We start from the raw sequence: 19,754 nt of genomic DNA, 5'->3' as shown, positions 1-19,754 counted from the left end.
CGCTGTGGGCCTGACGCGTATGTAGTGCAGCAGTGTAGTGGCGCCGGGGGCGTCGGCTCACTCCACTGCGGAAGGATCACCCGGACGTGAAACAAGGCCGGCCGCGGCACCGGGTGAACCCCGCCACGGCCGACCCTGATCGATCACGCCTCTTCGTCGTTGACCCAGCTCATGAGCTTGCGCAGCTCCTTGCCCGTGGTCTCCAGCAGGTGCTCGGAGTCCTGGGTCTTGTACTCGTTGTACTTCTTCAGACCGCCGTGGTACTCGTCCATCCACGCCTGGGCGAAGGTGCCGTCCTGGATCTCGGCGAGGACCTTCTTCATCTCGGCCTTGGTGGCGTCCGTGATGATCCGGGGGCCGGTGACGTAGTCGCCCCACTCGGCGGTCTCGGAGATCGACCAGCGCATCTTCTCCAGGCCGCCCTCGTACATGAGGTCGACGATCAGCTTCAGCTCGTGCAGGCACTCGAAGTACGCGATCTCCGGCTGGTAGCCGGCCTCGGTCAGCGTCTCGAAGCCCGCCTTCACCAGCGCGGCCGTACCACCGCAGAGAACGGCCTGCTCGCCGAAGAGGTCGGTCTCGGTCTCCTCGGTGAAGGTCGTCTTGATGACGCCGGCGCGGGTGCCACCGATGCCCTTGGCGTACGACAGGGCCAGCGCGAAGGCGTTGCCCGTGGCGTCCTGCTCGACGGCGGCGATACACGGAACGCCGCGGCCCTCCTCGTACTGGCGGCGGACCAGGTGGCCCGGGCCCTTGGGGGCGACCATGCAGACGTCGACACCGGCCGGGGGCTTGATGAAGCCGAAGCGGATGTTCAGGCCGTGGCCGAAGAACAGCGCGTCGCCGTCCTTCAGGTTGTCCTTGATGTGGTCCTCGTAGACCTGGGCCTGGATCGGGTCCGGGACGAGGATCATGATGACGTCGGCCTCGGCGGCGGCCTCCGAGGGGGTCACCACGCGCAGGCCCTGCTCCTCGGCCTTCGCCTTGGACTTGGAGCCCTCGTGCAGACCGACGCGGACATCGACACCCGAGTCGCGCAGGGACAGCGCGTGGGCGTGGCCCTGGCTGCCGTAGCCGATGACCGCGACCTTGCGGCCCTGGATGATGGACAGGTCGGCGTCAGCGTCGTAGAACAGCTCGGCCACTTTGGGTTCTCTCCTTGAGTGCAGGTGTTGCGTCCCACCGTATGACGGCGGGGGGAAGTGAAGTCTCGGGGTCTCGGTATACGGGCGGCCGGGTTCCCCCGACCGCCCGGACTCTCGCCTAGGCCGACCGGTCCAGGGCCCGCAGCGAGCGGTCCGTGATCGAACGGGCGCCGCGGCCGATCGCGATCGTGCCGGACTGGACCAGCTCCTTGATGCCGAACGGCTCCAGCATCTTGAGCATGGCGGACAGCTTGTCGCTGGAGCCGGTGGCCTCGATGGTGACGGCCTCCGGGGAGACGTCGACGGTCTTGGCGCGGAACAGCTGGACGATCTCGACGATCTGGGAGCGCGTCTCGTTGTCGGCGCGCACCTTCACCAGAACGAGTTCCCGCTGAACGGCGGAGCCCGGCTCCAGTTCGACGATCTTCAGGACGTTGACGAGCTTGTTGAGCTGCTTCGTCACCTGCTCCAGCGGCAGTTCCTCGACCACCGTCACCACGATGGTGATGCGGGAGATCTCGGGGTGCTCGGTGACACCGACCGCGAGCGAGTCGATGTTGAAGCCGCGACGGGAGAAGAGGGCGGCGATCCGGGCCAGGATGCCCGGGGTGTTCTCCACCAGGACGGAGAGCGTGTGCTTGGACATGTCTCGTTCAGTCTCTCTCGCTCAGTCGTCTTCGTTGTCGCCGAAGTCGGGGCGGACGTCCCGGGCGGCCATGATCGTGTCGTTGGAGGTGCCGGCGGCGACCATCGGCCACACCATCGCGTCCTCGTGGACGACGAAGTCGATGACGACCGGGCGGTCGTTGATCGAGTTCGCCTCCTCGATGACCTTGTCGAGGTCGTCCGGGGACTCACAGCGGATGGCGTAGCAGCCCATGGCCTCCGACAGCTTCACGAAGTCGGGGACGCGGGTGCCGCGGGCGTTGGGGTTGACGTCGTCCGGGCCGCTGTGCAGGACGGTGTTGGAGTAGCGCTGGTTGTAGAACAGGGTCTGCCACTGGCGGACCATCCCGAGGGCGCCGTTGTTGATGATGGCGACCTTGATCGGGATGTTGTTCAGGGCGCAGGTGGTGAGCTCCTGGTTGGTCATCTGGAAGCAGCCGTCGCCGTCGATCGCCCAGACGGTCTGCGCCGGAGCTCCGGCCTTGGCGCCCATGGCGGCCGGGACCGCGTACCCCATCGTTCCGGCGCCGCCGGAGTTCAGCCAGGTGGCGGGCTTCTCGTACTGGATGAAGTGGGCGGCCCACATCTGGTGCTGACCGACGCCCGCCGTGAAGATCGTGCCCTCGGGGGCGAGCTGTCCGATGCGCTCGATGACCGCTTGCGGGGAGAGCGAGCCGTCGGCCGGCTGGTCGTAGCCGAGCGGGTAGGTCTCGCGCCAGCGGTTGAGGTCCTTCCACCAGGCGGTGTAGTCGCCCTGTCCGCCCTCGCTGTGCTCCTTCTGCACGGCCTGGATCAGGTCGGCGATGACCTCGCGGGCGTCCCCGACGATCGGCACGTCGGCGGCGCGGTTCTTGCCGATCTCGGCCGGGTCGATGTCCGCGTGGACGATCTTGGCGTGCGGGGCGAAGCTGTCCAGCTTGCCGGTGACGCGGTCGTCGAAGCGGGCGCCGAGGGCGACGATCAGGTCGGCCTTCTGCAGTCCGGTGACGGCGGCCACGGAGCCGTGCATACCGGGCATGCCCAGGTGCTGCGGGTGGCTGTCGGGGAACGCGCCGAGCGCCATCAGCGTGGTGGTGACGGGCGCGCCGGTCAGCTCGGCCAGCACCTTCAGCTCGGCGGTCGCCTGCGCCTTGAGGACGCCGCCGCCGACGTACAGCACGGGCCGCTTCGCGGCGGTGATCAGCTTGGCGGCCTCGCGGATCTGCTTGGCGTGCGGCTTGGTCACCGGGCGGTAGCCGGGCAGGTCCATGACCGGCGGCCAGGAGAAGGTGGTCTTCGTCTGAAGGATGTCCTTGGGGATGTCGACCAGGACCGGTCCCGGGCGGCCGGTGGAGGCGATGTGGAAGGCCTGCGCGATCGCCCGGGGGATGTCCTCCGCCTTGGTGACCAGGAAGCTGTGCTTGGTGATCGGCATGGTGATGCCGACGATGTCCGCCTCCTGGAAGGCGTCCGTACCGATCGCCTTGGACACGACCTGCCCGGTGATCGCGACCAGCGGCACGGAGTCCATGTGCGCGTCCGCGATCGGGGTGACCAGGTTGGTGGCGCCCGGTCCGGACGTCGCCATGCACACCCCGACCTTGCCGGTGGCCTGCGCGTAACCGGTGGCCGCGTGGCCGGCGCCCTGCTCGTGACGGACCAGCACGTGGCGCACCCGCTTGGAGTCCATCAGGGGGTCGTACGCCGGCAGGATGGTGCCGCCGGGGATGCCGAATACCGTGTCGGCCCCGACCTCCTCGAGAGAGCGGATGAGGGACTGCGCACCCGTGACGTGCTCGACGGGGGTGGACGGTCCTCCGGATCGGGGCCGCGGCTGCGGATGGTGGGCCCCGGTGGCCTGCTCGGTCATCGGCATTCTCTTCTCGATGCTGAGGGTGTTTTGCGAGGTTCGTGCGGTGTGCGGCTAGCGCCTGACTGGTGCCCGTGCAACAAAAAACCCCTCCTTGCCACGAGGCAAGCGAGGGGAGCGCGTCGGGTACGGTCGCCGGGAATTCCGGAAGGTCCTCCGGTGGGTCCCAGCTTCAGCCGACGCGCTTTCCAAGTACGAGGATTCGGGTGCGCATGGCACTGACCCTCCCCCTCGCGCGCACCACGTGTCAAGCGGGTGGGACGGGAGTCTCATTATGTGAGCGAAGGGCACTGCCGCCTCCGTAGACAGCGGGTACACCACTTGTGTACACCCCCGCGGCCCTCAATGCTCGCTCGCCCCCGGCGCCGCCCGCGAACGCGGGTTCCGCCGGTCCCGAGGGCACCGGGTAGTGCCCGAGGGACAGGGCCCGGCGCAGCCGGTACTCCTCCAGCGGTCCGGAGAACGCGGCCCCCTGGCCGTGGGTGCAGCCCATCGCGCGCAGGGCGACGACCTGCTCGGGCAGATCCACCCCGTCGGCCACGGACTCCAGCCCCAGATCGTTGGCGATACGCAGCAGCCCACTGGTGATCTTGTGGAGCCGGGTGGACTCCACGATCCCTTCGACGAGGCTCCGGTCCAGCTTCAGTACGTCGACGGGGAGCCGGCGCAGTTCCGTGATCGCCGCGTGGCCGCTGCCGAAGCCGTCCAGGGCGATCCGGACGCCAAGGCGCCGGAGGTGCTTCAGCCGGCGCTCCAGGTCGTCCGGCGGGCCCTTCAGCTGGGTGTCGGACAGCTCGACGATCAGGGAGCCGGAGGGCAGCCCGTGGCGGGTCAGGAGCGTCTCCACGGAGCCGGGGGGCAGGGAGCGGTCCAGCAGGCGCCGTGCGCTCATCCGGACGGACACCGGGACGTTCAGACCGCTGGTGAGCCGGTCGGCGGCCTGCTCGACGGCCTGTTCCAGCATCCAGCGGCCCAGCTCGGCGGTCTTCTCACTGTCCTCGGAGACCCGCAGGAACTCGGCGGGCGTGAAGAGCACCCCCTGGGACGAGCGCCATCGGGCCGCCGTCGCGACCGACGAGATCCGGCCGGTCTCCAGCTCGACCACGGGCTGGTTCAGCAGCATGAACTCGCCGTCGTGCAGCGCGGCCCGCAGCCGGGTGGCCAGCTCGGCCTTGCGTACGACGTCCTGCTGCATCTGTGGTTTGTACAGCTCGACGCGGCCCTTTCCGGACGCCTTGGCGCGGTACATGGCGAGGTCGGCGTTGCGCAGCAGCTCGCCCGCGCCGAGGCCGGGCTCGGCGAAGGAGACGCCGATGGAGGCGGCCACACGGACCTCGTTGCCGTCGATGGTGTACGGCTGCGAGAGGGCGATCCGGAGCCGGTCGGCGAGCTCCAGGATGTGCTGTTCGCGGGCGGCGCGGTCACGGGAGCCGTCGCCGACGATGAGCGCCGCGAACTCGTCACCGCCGAGGCGGGAGGCGGTGTCCCCCTGCCTCACGGTGTCCTGGAGTCTGCGGGCGGCCTGGACGAGCAGCTCGTCCCCGGCCTGGTGCCCGATCGTGTCGTTGACGGCCTTGAAGCCGTCGAGGTCGATGAAGAGGACCGCCGTGTTGCGCAGGGCGATGCCTCGGTCGGAGGAGCGGCGGCCGGAGAGTGCCTGCTGGACGCGCTTGGTGAACAGGGCGCGGTTGGGCAGGTCGGTGAGCGGGTCGTGCTCGGCGTTGTGCTGCAGCTGGGCCTGCAGGCGCACTCTTTCAGTGACGTCCCGGCTGTTGAAGATCAGGCCGCCGTGGTGGCGGTTGACCGTGGACTCCACGTTCAGCCAGCCTCCCCCACTCTCGGCTGCGCTCGAGCGGGAGGTGCCCCCACCGCCGGCCTTGAAGCGGCACTCGATGCGGGTGGTGGGTTCCTCGGCGGGGTCGGCGGCGAGGAAGCGGCGCACCTCGTGGACGACGCAGCCGAGGTCCTCGGGGTGGATGATCGAGGCCAGCTCCTTGCCCACGAGGTCCTCGGCGGGGCGTCCGTAGACCCCGGCGGCGGCCGGGCTGACGTAGCGGAGGATGCCGTTCGGGGCGGCGATCATGATGACGTCGCTGGAGCCCTGGACCAGGGAGCGGAAGTGGTTCTCCTTCTGGGCCAGTTCCTGGGTGAGGGTGATGTTGTCGAGGAGCATGATGCCCTGGCGCACGACGAGCGCGAGCACGACGGTGCAGGCGGTGATGAGCACCACGCGGTCGACGCTGCGGCCGTTGAGGACGTTGTAGAGGATGCCCAGGGTGCAGACGGCGGCGGCCAGGTAGGGAGTGAGCGCGGCCAGGGACCCGGCGATGGGACGGTTGGCCGGATACCGACTGTGACCTCCCCCCTGGAGGAGCACGTGCACGGGCCCTCCCTGTGAGTGGTCGTGCCGGTGGGTCGGCTGGACCTCGTGGCGGTGTCCGGGGTGGGTGTCGTGCCGCTGGCCCGGGATGTGTTCGTGCACCACGCGCGCGTGCCCGCCCTCGTCGGTCTGTCCGTGCCGCTGGCCGGCCCAGGGGGCGTAGGCGAGAAGCAGGGAGCCCGCGAACCAGCCGGCGTCGAGGAGCTGGCCGGAGCGGTAGCTGGTGTGCAGCAGGGGTGAGGTGAACAGGGCGTCGCACATCACGGTGAGCGCGAGGGCGCCGATCGCGGTATTGACCGCGGAGCGGTGCATGGCGGAGCGCCGGAAGTGCAGCGCGAGCACCATGCTGACCAGGGCGATGTCGAGCAGCGGATAGGCCAGCGAGAGCGCGGTGTGCGCGGTGTTGGAGTCTTCGAGCTGGGCGTTCTGGGCGAGCGCGAGGCTCCAGGAGAGGGTGACCAGGGAGCCGCCGATGAGCCAGGAGTCCAGCGCCAGACAGACCCAGCCGGCCTTGGTCACGGGCCTCTTGGCGAGCACCAGCAGGCCGACGATGGCGGGTGGGGCGAAGCAGAGGAAGAACAGGTCCGCGTAGCTCGGTTCGGGTACGGGCCGCTCCAGGACGACCTCGTACCACCCCCAGACGCCGTTGCCCAGCGCGGCCATGGCGGAGGAGAGGGCGAACAGCAGCCAGGCGGGTCGAAAGCGGCTGCGGCGGCTGCGCGCGTAGCGGAAGCAGGAGACGGCGGCCGCGGCCGCGGCCGCGCTCAGCCCGAAGTCGCCCATGATGAGGGCGAGTTGCTCATTGCCCCAGCCGAACGCGGCACCGACGGCGTAGGCCGCGCAGAGCAGGACGAGGACGATTCGAGCCCGCGGGCTCGCGCCGGTGCGCTCGGGCGCCGGTCCGCCGGGCAGGGGCGGGCCGGGTTGTGGCTTGGTCGCCCGGAGTGCGGGGCTCAGCGTGGGGGCGGAGGACTGGCGGGGGCTCACCGGGTCTCCTCGGTGAGCGCCGATCCCGTGTTCCGCCGATCCCGGTGCGTCGGCTGGGTGTGTTTTCTGCGGCTGCTGTGCCTGCGGTGCTGACCGTGACCGCTGTGGCCGCCGTGGCTCCCGTGCGGGTGCCTCTGCGTCGCAGCTCGCCAGGGCCTCCGTCGGCGGCTCCGCCGCGTCGGATCGTTCGTCCATAGGCCGTGCATCGCCCGTCGCCCCCCTCGCTGTCTCAAGTCCGTCCCCGGCGCCGAACGGTGCGCGGCGCAGCCCCTGTCGGGGACGATACACCAGTCTCGTCACTCAGGGACATAGTTCCTCTACGCTCCGTGACCATCTGCGGCAATACGAGCACGTTCCGCTTCCGAAGGAATGCGGAGGGTGCCCGAAGTGGATTACACGTCGTCCGGCTCGCCTGTCGTAAGGACCACGTTGCGCAACGGCTCCCGGTTCACGAAACGTCCCAACTGGTCCACCAACAGCCTTTTCGCACGCGGCAGGAAGGCCGAGGTGGGGCCGCCGACGTGGGGGCTGATGAGCACCCCGGGCGCGTGCCAGAGCGGGTGACCGGGCGGCAGCGGCTCGGGGTCGGTGACGTCGAGCGCCGCGGTGATGCGCCCTCCGTCCAGTTCCGCGAGCAGCGCCTTGGTGTCGACGACGCCTCCGCGGGCAACATTCACCAGGAGGGCCCCGTCCTTCATACGGGCCAGGAAAGAGGCGTTGACCAGGCCTTTCGTCTGTTCCGTGAGGGGAGTGGAGAGGATCACGACGTCGGCCTGCGGCAGCAGGGAGGGCAGTTCGGTGAACGAATGCACCGGTCCGCGCGCCGTGGTGCGCTCAGAGCGCGCGACGCGCGCCACCCGCGCCACCTCGAAGGGTACGAGCCGGTCCTCGATGGCGGCGCCGATCGCGCCGTAGCCGACGATCAGGACGGACTTGTCGGCGAGCGCGGGCCGGAAGTCGCCCAGCCAGCGCCCCTGTTGCTGGGCCCGTACGAAGTCCGGGACGCCGCGCAGCGAGGCCAGGGTCAGGGTCAGCGCGAGTTCGGCCGTGCTGGCCTCGTGCACTCCGCGGGCGTTGCACAGCCGGACGCCGGGCGCGAGCGCCGACAGCCGGGCCAGGACGTCGTCGACACCCGCGGTGAGCGTCTGGACGACCCGCAGGTTCCGCATGGGCTCCAGCGGGTTCCGCTCCGGCCACCGCTTCATGTAGGGCACCACGTACATGACGCAGTCCGCCGGGTCGCCCGGATACGGCTGCTCGCCGTCGTCACCTCCGTCCCAGAACAGGTAGTTGGGGCCCTGCGGGAGTCCCTCGATCTCGTCCGGCGGGATGGGGAGCCAGACGTCGGCGGTGACGTCCGGGGGCAGGTCGGCGGTCGCGTCAGGAGTCATGCTCCGGAGGCTATGTCAGGTACCTGGTACGGCAGAGGTTAGGTTGGGGGGTCAGGAGAGGGAGGGTCACGGCCAGGTGGAGCGCAGGACGATCGGCGCGGCGACGCTCGAGGTGGGGGCCGTCGGACTCGGGTGCATGCCGATGAGCTGGGCGTACACCGGGTCGCGGCAACGGGGCGACGAGTCGATGCGGACGGTGCACCGGGCGCTCGACCTCGGCTCCACACTCCTGGACACGGCCGACATGTACGGTCCCTTCACCAACGAGTTGCTGGTGGGCCGGGTGCTGCGGGAACGCCGTGCGGAGGCGTTCCTCTCCACCAAGGTGGGCCTGCTGGTGGGCGAGCAGCACATCGTGGCCAACGGCCGGCCCGGCTATGTGAGACGTGCCTGCGACGCCTCGCTGCGCCGGCTCCAGACCGATGTCATCGACCTCTACCAGTTGCACCGGGCTGACCCCGAGGTCCCCGTCGAGGAGACGTGGGGGGCCATGGCGGAACTCGTACAGGCCGGAAAGGTAAGGGCGTTGGGGCTTTGCGCGGTGGGCGCGCGGGCGGGCCGCCGGCCGGGGGCGGGCATGTACGACACCACGATCCACCAGCTCCAGCGGGTGCAGCAGGTCTTCCCGGTGAGCGCGGTGCAGGCCGAACTGTCGGTCTGGTCGCGGGAGGCCCTGGGCTCCCTTCTCCCCTGGTGCGTGGCCCGGGGCATCGGCTTCCTCGCCGCCATGCCCCTGGGGAATGGTTTCCTCACGGGCACCCTGACGCCCGGCGGAGGCTTCGAACCCGATGACATCCGCGCCCGCCACCCCCGCTTCACCGCCGAGATGATGGCCGCCAACCAGCCCCTCGTCGTCGGCCTCCGCCGGGTCGCGGCCCGGCACGGGGCCGACGTGACCCCGGCCCAGGTCGCCCTGGCCTGGGTGCTCTCCTTGGGCCCCCATGTCGTCCCGGTGCCGGGCACGAAGCAGGCCCGGTGGGTGACGGAGAACGCGGCCGCCCACGCGCTGCGCCTGACCGCCGAGGATCTGGCGGAGGTGGCGGGTCTTCCGCCCGCTCGGGGATCCTGGGACTGAGGGGACGCCTGCGGGGCGCGGGCCGGAAAGTCCTCTTGATCGGGCGGAGGTGGAACCTGTGGGGCACTCGCGGTGTAAGACAGGTAGAAGCTCCACGCCGAAGGGATCGTGATGGTGCAACGTCGAGTGGTGACGGCCGCGTTGGCCGCAGCCGTGCTCCTGGTGACGACAGCCTGCTCCTCGGACGACGGTGAGAAACCGGAAGCGGCCGGCAGCTCACCCCCGAGCAGCAGCGCCGAGGCGTCCCCGACCGAGCAGGCGGCGGACGCGGCACCCCCTGACAAGGGCTCGGTGAAGGTGGTCCGCACCGTCGCCGAGGACCTCGACAGCCCGTGGGGCCTCGCGGCCCTCCCCGAGGGCGGTCTCCTGGTGTCCTCCCGGGACGAGGCCACGATCAGCAGAATCGACGAGAAGACCGGCGAGAAGACCGAGCTCGGCGAGGTCCCGGGCGTCGCCCCGGCCGGTGAGGGCGGCCTCATGGGCATCGCCGTCTCCCCGGAGTACGCCTCCGACCACATGATCTACGCCTACTTCACCTCGGAGTCCGACAACAGGATCGTGCGCATGCTGTACGACCCCGAGAAGCCCGCCGGTCAACAGCTCGGCGCCCCCGACACCATCCTCCGGGGCATCCCCAAGGGCACGAACCACAACGGCGGCCGGATCGCCTTCGGCCCCGACCAGATGCTGTACGCGAGCACCGGCGAGCGGTACGAGGGCCCGCTGGCCCAGGACAAGGACTCCCTCGGCGGCAAGATCCTCCGCATGACCCCGGGGGGCGAGCCCGCCCCCGGCAACCCCTTCGACGACTCCGTCGTGTACTCGTACGGCCACCGCAACGTCCAGGGTCTCGCCTGGGACGGCAAACAGCGCCTGTGGGCGTCGGAGTTCGGCCAGAACACCTGGGACGAGCTGAACCACATCCAGCCCGGCGGGAACTACGGCTGGCCGGACGTCGAGGGCATGGGCGACAAGTCCGGTTACATCGACCCGGTGGCCGTGTGGAGTACCGAGGAGGCCTCCCCGAGCGGCATCGCCATAGCGGAGGGCTCCGTCTGGATGGCGGGCCTGCGCGGCCAGCGACTCTGGCGCATCCCGCTCGACGGCACCAAGGCCTCCGCCGACCCCCAAGCCTTCCTCGAAGGCGACTACGGCCGCCTCCGCACGGTCGTCTCCGCCGGCGGCGACAAGCTCTGGCTGGTGACGAGCGAGACGGACGGACGGGGCTCCCCGGAGGGCGGCGACGACAAGATCCTGGAGCTGGAGGTGAAATAGGGGCTACTCGTCGCCGATCAGCGACTGGTCGAGGATCGCCACGGACACCAGCACGCTCTGTGACTCGATCTGGCAGAACACAGCTCCTGCGCGGTTCGCGACCCGACCTCCTTATCCCGCGACCAGCCGCTCTCCCTCCCCCGCAGGGAACAGTCCGACCCGATGCGCCACAGCCGCCGCCTCGCCCCGGCCCGAGACGCCGAGCTTGGCGAGGATGTTGGAGACGTGGACGCTGGCGGTCTTCGGGGAGATGAAGAGTTCCTCGGCTATCTGGCGGTTGGTGCGGCCAAGGGCCACCAGGCGGAGGACATCGTGTTCACGGCCCGTGAGACCGAGCGCGGCAACGGGGTCGGCGGGGGTGAGCGCCTGCTCGGGGGCCCGGCCGAGGGTGAGGCGGGCCCGGCGGGCGAGGAGGGCGACCTCGTCGGCGAACGGACGGGCGCCGAGGTGGTCGGCTACGGCGGCGGCCAGCCGCAGCAGTTCCGTCGCCCGGTCTCGGGCCTCGTCGTCGGCGCCGCCCGCCAGCAGCGCCGCGGCGAGGCGGTGCCGGACGCGGGCGAGGTCGTAGGGCCGTTCCAGGGGCTCGAAGGCGGTGACGACGTCGGACCATGTGTCCGGGGCCATCATGCCCTCGGCACGCTGGAGTTCGGCCCGTACCCAGCGTTCGTGGGCGAGCCAGATCGGTGAGCCGGTGGTGAGCTTCTTGACCACGGTGAAGATCCGGTCGAGGACCTCGGCGCGGCCCCGCTCCGTGGCCGGGACACCTCGGGCGTCGGCCTCGGCGGTGGCGGCGGTGAGCAGCAGGGGCCAGGCGTAACGCTGGGTGCCGACGGGGAAGCCGGTGGCGAGGACGCGGGCCAGTTCGGTGCGGGCGTCGGGGAGGCGGCCTTCGGCGGCGGCGATGCCGATGGTGAGAGAGGACAGCGGCAGGCTGCTCTGCGGCATGGTGTTGTGGGTGCCGTAGTAGCTGTGCGCGGCGGCGAGTCGACGGCCGGCCTCGGCGAGGTCGCCGCGGGCCAGCGCGATGGCGGCCAGGCACATGGCACTGAGGCCGCCCGGCTTGGGGTTCCCGCCGCCGTCCCGGGACTGCCCGGCGGCTTCCATTGCCTCGTCCCAGCGGCCGAGGGAGATGAGCGACTCGGAGAGGTTGCCCCGGATCCAGGCCTCGGAGACCGACAGGCCCATGCCCTGGGTGACTTCGAGGCCTTCGTGCATGAGGTGGACCGCCTCGTGGGAGCGGCCGACGCCCTCCAGGTAGGACGGGAGGTTGACATAGGCGCGGCCCACGACGGCGGCGGGTCCGCGTTCGAGGGCCCGGCGGCGGACCCTCTCCATCTCCGCGACACCCGTCTCGACGTCGCCGGCGTCGACCATCAGACCGCTGACGGTGAGGCGGGCGTTCAGTTCGATCTCCTCTGCGCCCACCATGCGCGCGTACTCGACGGCGCGCTGGGCGTCGGAGAGGGCGTCGGGGCCCGGGCAGTGGAGCATGGACCAGCAGGCCGCACGGGAGAGCACCTCGGCGTGCACCTCGGAGGGCGGCAGGCCGCGTACGAGTTCCTGGGCGGTGGCGATCTCCTTCCAGCCGTCGCCCCGGCCGAGGTTCTCGATCAGCATGGAGCGCTGGATCCAGAACCAGGCCGCACGCAGCGGGTCGCCGCCGTCGGCGAGCAGGTCGAGGGCCCGCCGGGTGATCCGCATGGCCCGCTCGCGCTCCCCGCACAGGCGTCCCGCGACGGCGGCCTCGGCCATGAGGTCGAGGTAGCGCAGGGGGGTGGCGGGGTCGCAGCCGCAGGGAGGGTAGACCTCGGTGTGGTCGACGGGGCGCAGGGCGGCGCGTACGGCGTCGGGGGCGGCGTCCCACAGCTCCATCGCCCGTTCCAGGAGGCGGAGTTGTTCGGCGTGGGCGTGCCGGGAGCGTGCTTCGGCGGAGGCGTCGAGGACGGCGGGCAGGGCCTTGGCGGCGTCGTGGGCGTGGTACCAGTAGCTGGCCAGGCGGGTGGCGCGGCCGTCGGCGGGGACGAGGGTCGGGTCGGCCTCCAGGACCTCGGCGTAGCGGCGGTTGAGGCGGGAGCGTTCGCCGGGCAGCAGGTCGTCGCTGACGGCTTCGCGGACCAGGGAGTGGCGGAAGCGGTAGCCGTCGCCGCCGGGCGCGGCGAGCAGGATGTTGGCGCCGACGGCCGCGCGCAGGGCCTCGATGAGGTCGTCCTCGGGGAGCCGGGCCACGGCCGCGAGGAGGGCGTACTCCACGGTGGAGCCGCCCTCGGCGACGATGCGGGCGATCCGCTGGGCGTCCTCGGGGAGCCGTTCGACGCGGACGAGGAGCAGGTCGCGCAGGGAGTCGGTGAGGCCCGGGCAGCCGCTGTCGGGGGCGGCTACGGCGAGTTCCTCGACGAAGAAGGCGTTGCCGTCGGAGCGTTCGAAGATTTCGTCGGCACGCTCCGGTGCGGGTTCGGCGGCGAGGATGCCGGCGAGCTGGTGGCCGACCTCGGCGCGGTTGAAGCGGGGCAGCTCGATGCGGCGGACCGTGCGGAGGCGGTCGAGTTCGGCGAGGAGGGGGCGCAGCGGGTGGCGGCGGTGGATGTCGTCGGAGCGGTAGGTGGCGAGGACGACGAGGCGGCCGGTGCGCAGCGTACGCAGGAGATAGGAGAGGAGGTGGCGGGTGGAGGCGTCGGCCCAGTGCAGGTCTTCCAGGACGAGGACGATCGTGCGGTCGGCGGCGAGGCGTTCCAGGAGGCGGGCGGTGAGTTCGAAGAGGCGGGCCGTGCCCTCCTCGTCGTGCCGTGCGCGTGGGGTCTCGCCCAACTCGGGCAGCAGCCGGGCCAGTTCCCGTTCCTGTCCGGCGGCCGCGGCGGCCAGTTCGTCGGGCAGCTCGCGGCGCAGGGCGCGCAGGGCGGTGGAGAAGGGTGCGAAGGGCAGTCCGTCGGCGCCGATCTCGACGCAGCCGCCGAGCGCGACGACCGCGCCCCCGCGCGCGGCCTCGCCGGCGAACTCCTCGACCAGGCGGGTCTTGCCCACCCCGGCCTCACCGCCGAGCAGCAGCGCCTGCGGCCCGCCCCCGTCTCTCCCGTCTCTCCCGTCTCTCCCGTCTCCCCCGCTCCCCGCCGCCCGCGCGGCTCCTCCACCGGCGCGGGCCAAGGCCTCGCGCAACACCTCCAGTTCGTCGGCACGACCGACGAACACCGGACTGACGGACCTGGTCTCCACATCGCCGAGCATCGCACGGCCCTCGGACACCTCGGCACCGATTATCCGCAGGCCCCGGAGCGCCGGGAGGCGGTCGTCCGCCCCCGGGCAGGCCGGCCCTCTCACGCCGCGCGCGGGAAGCGGAGCCGGCGCATGCGGTCACCGAGCACCCGCCTCTCGGTGTCCTTGTCGCCCTCCCTCGACGTGGACCTCGCCGTGGTCCTGGAGTCGTGTGCGGCCTCGCGGCGGGCGCGGCGGGCCTCTCGTACCTGGCGGTGCTGCTCCGCCTCGCGGATCAGCCGCGCGGAACGGATGTGGTGGAACTCGTACTCGAACATCTCGTACCCCTCGTGAAGAGTCGGTCTGGCTCGCTTTCTGCGATGCCTCAACCTTCGTCTCCAAGGTGGGGCGGCCACATCGGGAGAGTTCCGCATCTTGAACGCGGGGAGGGGCCTTAGGCCCGTCGTAGGGATACCTACGACGGGCCTAAGGCCCCTCAGAAGCCGTCCTGCCGGACGGGCGGATGTCAGGTGCTCGGCAGTGCCAGCAGGATGTCGGAGTACTTCAGAACGGCCAGCACCAGGCCGATGAAGCCGACCGAGACACCGGCCCAGGCGGCCGACTTGATCCACGGCGCCTGGACCTGGTCGGGGTCGCCGAACGCGGGCCGCGCCAGCACGGCGACACCGACGATCAGCCCGATCAGCGCGAAGACGCCGCCCCACAGCGCGGAGGCCTGCCAGGCATCGCCGTAGACCGCCTGGAGCTGCGTGGCGACGGTCGCGTTCGACGCGGCCTGCATCTCCAGCTGGCCGGTGATCTCCTCGCGTGCGGAGGCGACCGTGCCGACCCAGCCGCCCGTCAGCGAGACCAGCCCGAGCACCACGGACACGATGCCGGCGGCACCCTGCCCGACGCCGGAAGACGCCTTCGCGGCAACCGGCGGGAACCCCTCGTCGAACTCGCCGGCCTCCTCGGAGCCACCGGCCACCTCGGAGTCGCCGGCCTCGACCGTGCCGTGGGCTTCCGTCGCGGCTTCCTCCTTCGCCGCGTCCTCCTTGGTGACGTTCACCGACTCCTCGTTCTTCTTGGCCTCGGCGCCCGTCTCGGCTCCGGTCTCGTCAGCTGTCTTGGTTCCCATACCTCGCACCGTACGAATGTTGTCTGAGAGGTTTCTTAATGATCGCTGTGAGCGCTGCGGGCGCGTGCCGCTCGCCATTCGGGCGCCAGGACGGACCATATCTCCAAGTCGTGCCGGACCCCCTGGTGGGGATATCTCTCCCGCTGCACACCGTCCCGGACCATGCCGAGCCGCCGGGCCACGTTCAGGCTCGGTGTGTTGCCGGAGGCCGCGATCCATTCGACCCGGTGGACGCCTCGCACGTCGACGGCCCAGTCGATGAGGATGCGCATCGCGCGCGTGACCAGCCCCCGGCCCGTGCCGGCGGGCTCCAGCCAGCAGCCGACCTCGCAGTTGGCGTTCTCCGCGTCGAAGTCGAGGAAGAGGACCCCGCCGACGAGCTTGCCGTCGAGCCAGATGCCGTGCAGGGAGCCGGTGTCGGCGGCGCGCATGTCGGCGTACCGCTGGAGGACGGCGCGCGCGCCGTCGATGTCCGTGGCGGTCTGGCCGAAGGGGATGTACTGGTTGATGAAGTCCCGCCCCCGCTCCAGGTGCGTGAGGAACTCCTCGGCGTGCCAGGGTTCCAGGGGCCGCAGTTCGGCTCCGTCGTCACCCAGGGATATCGCGTACATCCGGCTGTCGCTCCTTCGCCCGTACATCCGTCGCGTCGGCGTCCCGCGCCGGTACGTCCTCGGGGTCCCCCGCCGGTCCGTCCCCGGCGTCCCCCGCCAGTACGTCCGCCGCCTCGGCGTCCGTCGCGGCGGCCAGCCTCTCATGGGCGGCGCGGGATTCGGGCGGTTCGATGCTGATGCGGGGCATGCGGCGGTCGAGCCAGCGGGGCAGCCACCAGTTGGCGCCGCCGAGCAGGTGCATCAGGGCGGGGACGAGGAGCGTACGCAGGACGAAGGCGTCGAGGGCGACGGCGGCGGCGAGCGCGATGCCGAACATGGCGATCACGCGGTCGCCGCTCAGCACGAAGGCGAGGAAGACGGAGATCATGATGACCGCCGCCGAGTTGATCACCCGGCCGGTCTCGGCGAGGCCGACGCGGACCGCGCGCCGGTTGTCGCCGGTCTCCAGCCACTCCTCGTACATCCGGCTGACCAGGAAGACCTGGTAGTCCATCGAGAGCCCGAAGAGGACCGAGACCATGATCACGGGGAGGAAGGGTTCGATCGGGCCCGCGCTGCCCAGCCCCAGCAGCTCACTCCCCCAGCCCCACTGGAAGATCGCGACGACCACGCCGAACGCGGCGGCGACGGCGGCCACGTTCATCGCGGCGGCTTTGAGGGGTATCCCGATGGAGCGGAAGGCGAGCAGGAGCAGCAGACAGCCCAGGCCGATGACGACACCGACGAACAGCGGCAGCTTGCCGACGATCACGTCCGCGAAATCGTCGTATCCGGCGGTCACACCACCGACGTGCAGATCGAGGGTCGTGCCGGTCTCGGCGCGCGGCAGTACCTCGCCGCGCAGCCGTTCGACCAGCTCGCTGGTCTTCTCGGACTGCGGGGACGACTCCGGTACGACGGTGAGGTAGGCGGTGTCGCCGCCGCTGTACGTCACCGGGGTCACCGCCGAGACGCCCTCGGTGGCCCGCAGCGTGGTGTCCAGGCTGTCGAGCGCGAGCTTGTCGGCGGCGCCGTCCACCTTGGTGACCAGGGTGAGCGGGCCGTTCACCCCGGGCCCGAAGCCCTCCGCCAGAAGGTCGTACGCCTGGCGTGTGGTCGTCGTCCTCGGGTCGTTTCCCTGGTCGGAGGTGCCCAGGCGCAGTCCGAGCGTGGGCAGGGCCAGCAGGGTCATGACGACGAGGGCGATCGCGCCCAGCTTCTTGGGGTGCCGCTCCACGAAGGCGGACCAGCGGGCGGCGAAGCCGGTGGCCAGCTCGGGTTCGGGGCCGTGCTCGGCGAGGCGGCGGCGCTCGCGGCGGCTCAGCGCCCGCATGCCGATGAACGACAGCAGGGCCGGCAGCAGCGTGACGGAGGCGGCGACGGTGAGGACCACGGTGAGGGAGGCGGCGATCGCGACGCCGTTGAGGAAACCGAGCCGCAGGATCAGCATGCCGAGCAGCGCTATGCAGACCGTGGCGCCCGCGAAGACGACGGCCCGCCCGGTGGTCGCGACCGCGTTCCGCGCGGCCTCCTCGACGGACAGGCCCCGTTTCAGTCCCCGGCGATGGCGGGTCACGATGAACAGCGCGTAGTCGATGCCGACGCCGAGGCCGATCAGGGTGCCCAGCATGGGCGCGAAGTCGGCGACCGTCATGGCGTGCCCGAGCAGGGTGATCCCCGCGTAGGCGGTGCCCACACTGACCAGGGCGGTCGCGATCGGCAGCAGACTGGCCGCGAGTGAACCGAAGGCCAGGAAGAGGACCACGGCGGCGACGAGCACGCCGACGATCTCGGCGAGGTGTCCGCCGGAGGTCTCGGTGAGCCCGATGGCGCTGCCGCCCAGCTCCACCTGGAGCCCGTCGCCCTCGGCGGCCTTCGCCGTGTCGACGACGGCCTCGGCCCGCGCCTTCTCCACGTCCCCGGCGGGCTCGTCGAAGGTGACGGTGGCGTACGCCGTACGGCCGTCCTCGCTGATCCGGCCACCGTCGGCGCCGTCGTACGGGTCGGTCACGGCGGCGATGCCCGGCAGCTCGGCGATCTCGTCGAGGGTCCGGGTCATCGTCTGCTCGACGGCGGCGGCGCGCACGGAGCCGTCATCGCTGTGCCAGACGACGGTGGCGCTGTCGCCGCTGACGCCCGGGAAGCCCTTGCTCAGGAGGTCGGTGGCGCGGCTGGACTCGGTTCCGGGGGTCTTGTAGTCGTTCGAGTACGCGGCTCCCGCGACGGCGGCGCCGGCGGCCGCGCCGGCGAAGGCGAGAAGCCACAGAACTACGGTGACGAGACGGTGCCGGACACACCAGCGCGCAAGGGCTGCCACGGAGCGGGCTCCTGGGGAGGGGAGACATGAGGGGTTCCAGGCAACTGTCGCACCACAATGTGATCGTTTGGCCCGTTTGAGGGTCTCCTCACAGGGGATGGGAGCCACCTCACAGGACAAACGGCGGCACTCTGTCGCCCTGGGTCACCGCCGTGCGCACGCCTGAGGGCGGCCCATCGCAGTGATGCGCCGCCCTCAGGGATACGTGGCGGAACCGCCGGTCGTTCAGCCCTCGCTGACGCCCAGCTTCTCCAGGATCAGCTCCTTGACGCGTGCCGCGTCCGCCTGACCACGCGTGGCCTTCATGACCGCGCCGACCAGGGCACCGGCCGCGGCGACCTTGCCGCCGCGGATCTTGTCCGCGATGGCCGGGTTGCCGACGATGGCCTCCTCGACGGCCGTCGTCAGGGCGCCCTCGTCGGAGACGACCTTCAGACCGCGCTTGTCGACGACCTCGTCCGGGGTGCCTTCGCCCGCGAGGACACCCTCGATGACCTGGCGCGCCAGCTTGTCGTTCAGGTCGCCCTTCGCGACCAGCTCGGTGACCCGGGCGACCTGCTGCGGCGTGATCGCCAGCTCGTCCAGCGCCTTGCCCGACTCGTTGGCGCTGCGGGCCAGCTCACCCATCCACCACTTGCGGGCGGAGGCGGCGTCCGCCCCGGCCTCGATGGTGGCGACGATCAGGTCCAGCGCACCGGCGTTGAGGATGGCCTGCATGTCGGTGCCGCTGATGCCCCACTCCTCGCGGAGCCGGTTGCGGCGGACCAGCGGCAGCTCGGGCAGCCCGGACCGGATCTCCTCGACCCACTCGCGGGAGGGGGCGACCGGCACCAGGTCCGGCTCGGGGAAGTACCGGTAGTCCTCGGCCTCCTCCTTCACGCGGCCCGAGGTCGTGGACCCCGTGTCCTCGTGGAAGTGCCGGGTCTCCTGGATGATCGTCCCGCCGCCGCTCAGCACGGCCGCGTGCCGCTGGATCTCGAAGCGGGCCGCCCGCTCCACGGACCGCAGCGAGTTCACGTTCTTCGTCTCGGAACGCGTACCGAACTTCTCGGTGCCGTTCGGGCGCAGCGACAGGTTCACGTCGCAGCGCATCTGGCCCATCTCCATACGGGCCTCCGAGACGCCGAGCGCCTTGATGACCTCGCGCAGCTCACGGACGTACGCCTTGGCGACCTCGGGAGCCCGCTCGCCCGCGCCTTCGATCGGCTTGGTGACGATCTCGATGAGCGGGATGCCCGCGCGGTTGTAGTCGAGCAGCGAGTGCGAGGCGCCGTGGATGCGGCCGGTGGCACCGCCGACGTGCGTCGACTTGCCGGTGTCCTCCTCCATGTGGGCGCGCTCGATCTCCACGCGGAAGGTCTCGCCGTCCTCCAGCTGCACGTCGAGGTAGCCGTTGAAGGCGATCGGCTCGTCGTACTGGGAGGTCTGGAAGTTCTTCGGCATGTCCGGATAGAAGTAGTTCTTCCGGGCGAAGCGGCACCACTCGGCGATCTCGCAGTTCAGCGCGAGACCGATCTTGATCGCGGACTCGACGCCGATCGCGTTGACGACCGGGAGCGCGCCGGGCAGACCGAGGCAGGTGGGGCAGGTCTGCGTGTTGGCGTCCTGACCGAGTTCGGTCGAACAGCCGCAGAACATCTTGGTCTTGGTGCCGAGTTCGACATGGACCTCGAGGCCCATGACGGGGTCGTACGACGCGAGAGCGTCCTCGTACGACACCAGGTCGGTCGTGGTGGTCACGGTCTAACTTCC

General features: G+C 70.9%; 13 protein-coding genes. 2 read left to right on the top strand and 11 right to left on the bottom strand.

Annotated features, from left to right (window positions below; all coding sequences use genetic code 11):
• Positions 1-143: 143 nt before the first annotated feature.
• The 5 genes from ilvC to ACWD26_RS38890 form a co-directional block, all read right to left on the bottom strand.
• A complete protein-coding gene (gene ilvC, locus ACWD26_RS38910; protein WP_451277591.1) occupies positions 144-1,145 on the bottom strand; it encodes a ketol-acid reductoisomerase in 1,002 nt (333 codons plus the stop codon).
• A 118-nt stretch (positions 1,146-1,263) separates the two neighbouring features.
• Positions 1,264-1,791 carry an acetolactate synthase small subunit gene (ilvN, locus tag ACWD26_RS38905; protein WP_033526862.1) on the bottom strand — a complete coding sequence of 176 codons (528 nt, stop codon included), beginning with the start codon at positions 1,789-1,791 and terminating at the stop codon, positions 1,264-1,266.
• A 21-nt stretch (positions 1,792-1,812) separates the two neighbouring features.
• The gene (locus tag ACWD26_RS38900; protein ID WP_451277589.1) at positions 1,813-3,660 is read right to left on the bottom strand and encodes an acetolactate synthase large subunit; all 1,848 of its coding nucleotides are present in this window, start codon (positions 3,658-3,660) and stop codon (positions 1,813-1,815) included.
• Between the two features lie 247 nt (positions 3,661-3,907).
• Positions 3,908-7,027 (bottom strand): putative bifunctional diguanylate cyclase/phosphodiesterase, encoded by a 3,120-nt coding sequence (locus tag ACWD26_RS38895; protein ID WP_451277587.1) that lies wholly within the window; start codon positions 7,025-7,027, stop codon positions 3,908-3,910.
• Positions 7,028-7,419: 392 nt separating this feature from the next.
• Entirely contained in the window at positions 7,420-8,418 is a 999-nt protein-coding gene (locus ACWD26_RS38890; protein ID WP_451277585.1) for a 2-hydroxyacid dehydrogenase, read from the bottom strand.
• Positions 8,419-8,494: 76 nt separating this feature from the next.
• Between ACWD26_RS38890 and ACWD26_RS38885 the strand changes: the two genes are divergently transcribed.
• Positions 8,495-9,493 (top strand): aldo/keto reductase, encoded by a 999-nt coding sequence (locus ACWD26_RS38885; protein WP_451277583.1) that lies wholly within the window; start codon positions 8,495-8,497, stop codon positions 9,491-9,493.
• 111 nt (positions 9,494-9,604) lie between these two features.
• Positions 9,605-10,768, top strand: coding sequence for a PQQ-dependent sugar dehydrogenase (locus ACWD26_RS38880; protein WP_451277581.1), 1,164 nt, complete (start codon positions 9,605-9,607; stop codon positions 10,766-10,768).
• 111 nt (positions 10,769-10,879) lie between these two features.
• Here the strand turns inward: ACWD26_RS38880 and ACWD26_RS38875 are convergent, their stop codons facing one another.
• The 6 genes from ACWD26_RS38875 to gatB all read right to left on the bottom strand — a co-directional run bounded on the left by ACWD26_RS38875 (position 10,880) and on the right by gatB (position 19,742).
• Positions 10,880-13,987 carry a helix-turn-helix transcriptional regulator gene (locus ACWD26_RS38875; protein ID WP_451277619.1) on the bottom strand — a complete coding sequence of 1,036 codons (3,108 nt, stop codon included), beginning with the start codon at positions 13,985-13,987 and terminating at the stop codon, positions 10,880-10,882.
• An 89-nt stretch (positions 13,988-14,076) separates the two neighbouring features.
• Positions 14,077-14,292: a hypothetical protein gene (locus ACWD26_RS38870; protein WP_451277579.1), complete on the bottom strand. Its 216-nt coding sequence runs from the start codon at positions 14,290-14,292 to the stop codon at positions 14,077-14,079.
• A gap of 188 nt (positions 14,293-14,480) precedes the next feature.
• A complete protein-coding gene (locus tag ACWD26_RS38865; RefSeq protein WP_451277577.1) occupies positions 14,481-15,095 on the bottom strand; it encodes a hypothetical protein in 615 nt (204 codons plus the stop codon).
• A 35-nt stretch (positions 15,096-15,130) separates the two neighbouring features.
• Complete coding sequence (locus tag ACWD26_RS38860; RefSeq protein ID WP_451277575.1) at positions 15,131-15,706, bottom strand: GNAT family N-acetyltransferase; 576 nt, start codon at positions 15,704-15,706, stop codon at positions 15,131-15,133.
• The gene (locus ACWD26_RS38855) at positions 15,684-18,002 is read right to left on the bottom strand and encodes an MMPL family transporter (RefSeq protein ID WP_451277573.1); all 2,319 of its coding nucleotides are present in this window, start codon (positions 18,000-18,002) and stop codon (positions 15,684-15,686) included. The genes ACWD26_RS38860 and ACWD26_RS38855 overlap by 23 nt, the downstream gene beginning before the upstream one ends.
• A 225-nt stretch (positions 18,003-18,227) precedes the next feature.
• On the bottom strand, positions 18,228-19,742 hold the full coding sequence (gene gatB, locus ACWD26_RS38850) for an Asp-tRNA(Asn)/Glu-tRNA(Gln) amidotransferase subunit GatB (protein WP_451277571.1): 1,515 nt from the start codon (positions 19,740-19,742) through the stop codon (positions 18,228-18,230).
• Between the last annotated feature and the right edge of the window lie 12 nt (positions 19,743-19,754).

The organism is Streptomyces sp. NPDC002787 (assembly GCF_053592095.1).
This window is presented reverse-complemented; position numbering and strand designations above follow the sequence as displayed.

Coding starts and splice junctions, on each gene's coding strand:
- ACWD26_RS38865 (WP_451277577.1), bottom strand. CDS start 15,095: ATGGGAACCAAGACAGCTGACGAGACCGGAGCCGAGACGGGCGCCGAG.
- ACWD26_RS38880 (WP_451277581.1), top strand. CDS start 9,605: ATGGTGCAACGTCGAGTGGTGACGGCCGCGTTGGCCGCAGCCGTGCTC.
- ACWD26_RS38900 (WP_451277589.1), bottom strand. CDS start 3,660: ATGACCGAGCAGGCCACCGGGGCCCACCATCCGCAGCCGCGGCCCCGA.
- ACWD26_RS38870 (WP_451277579.1), bottom strand. CDS start 14,292: ATGTTCGAGTACGAGTTCCACCACATCCGTTCCGCGCGGCTGATCCGC.
- ACWD26_RS38875 (WP_451277619.1), bottom strand. CDS start 13,987: ATGCTCGGCGATGTGGAGACCAGGTCCGTCAGTCCGGTGTTCGTCGGT.
- ACWD26_RS38860 (WP_451277575.1), bottom strand. CDS start 15,706: ATGTACGCGATATCCCTGGGTGACGACGGAGCCGAACTGCGGCCCCTG.
- ACWD26_RS38890 (WP_451277585.1), bottom strand. CDS start 8,418: ATGACTCCTGACGCGACCGCCGACCTGCCCCCGGACGTCACCGCCGAC.
- ilvN (WP_033526862.1), bottom strand. CDS start 1,791: ATGTCCAAGCACACGCTCTCCGTCCTGGTGGAGAACACCCCGGGCATC.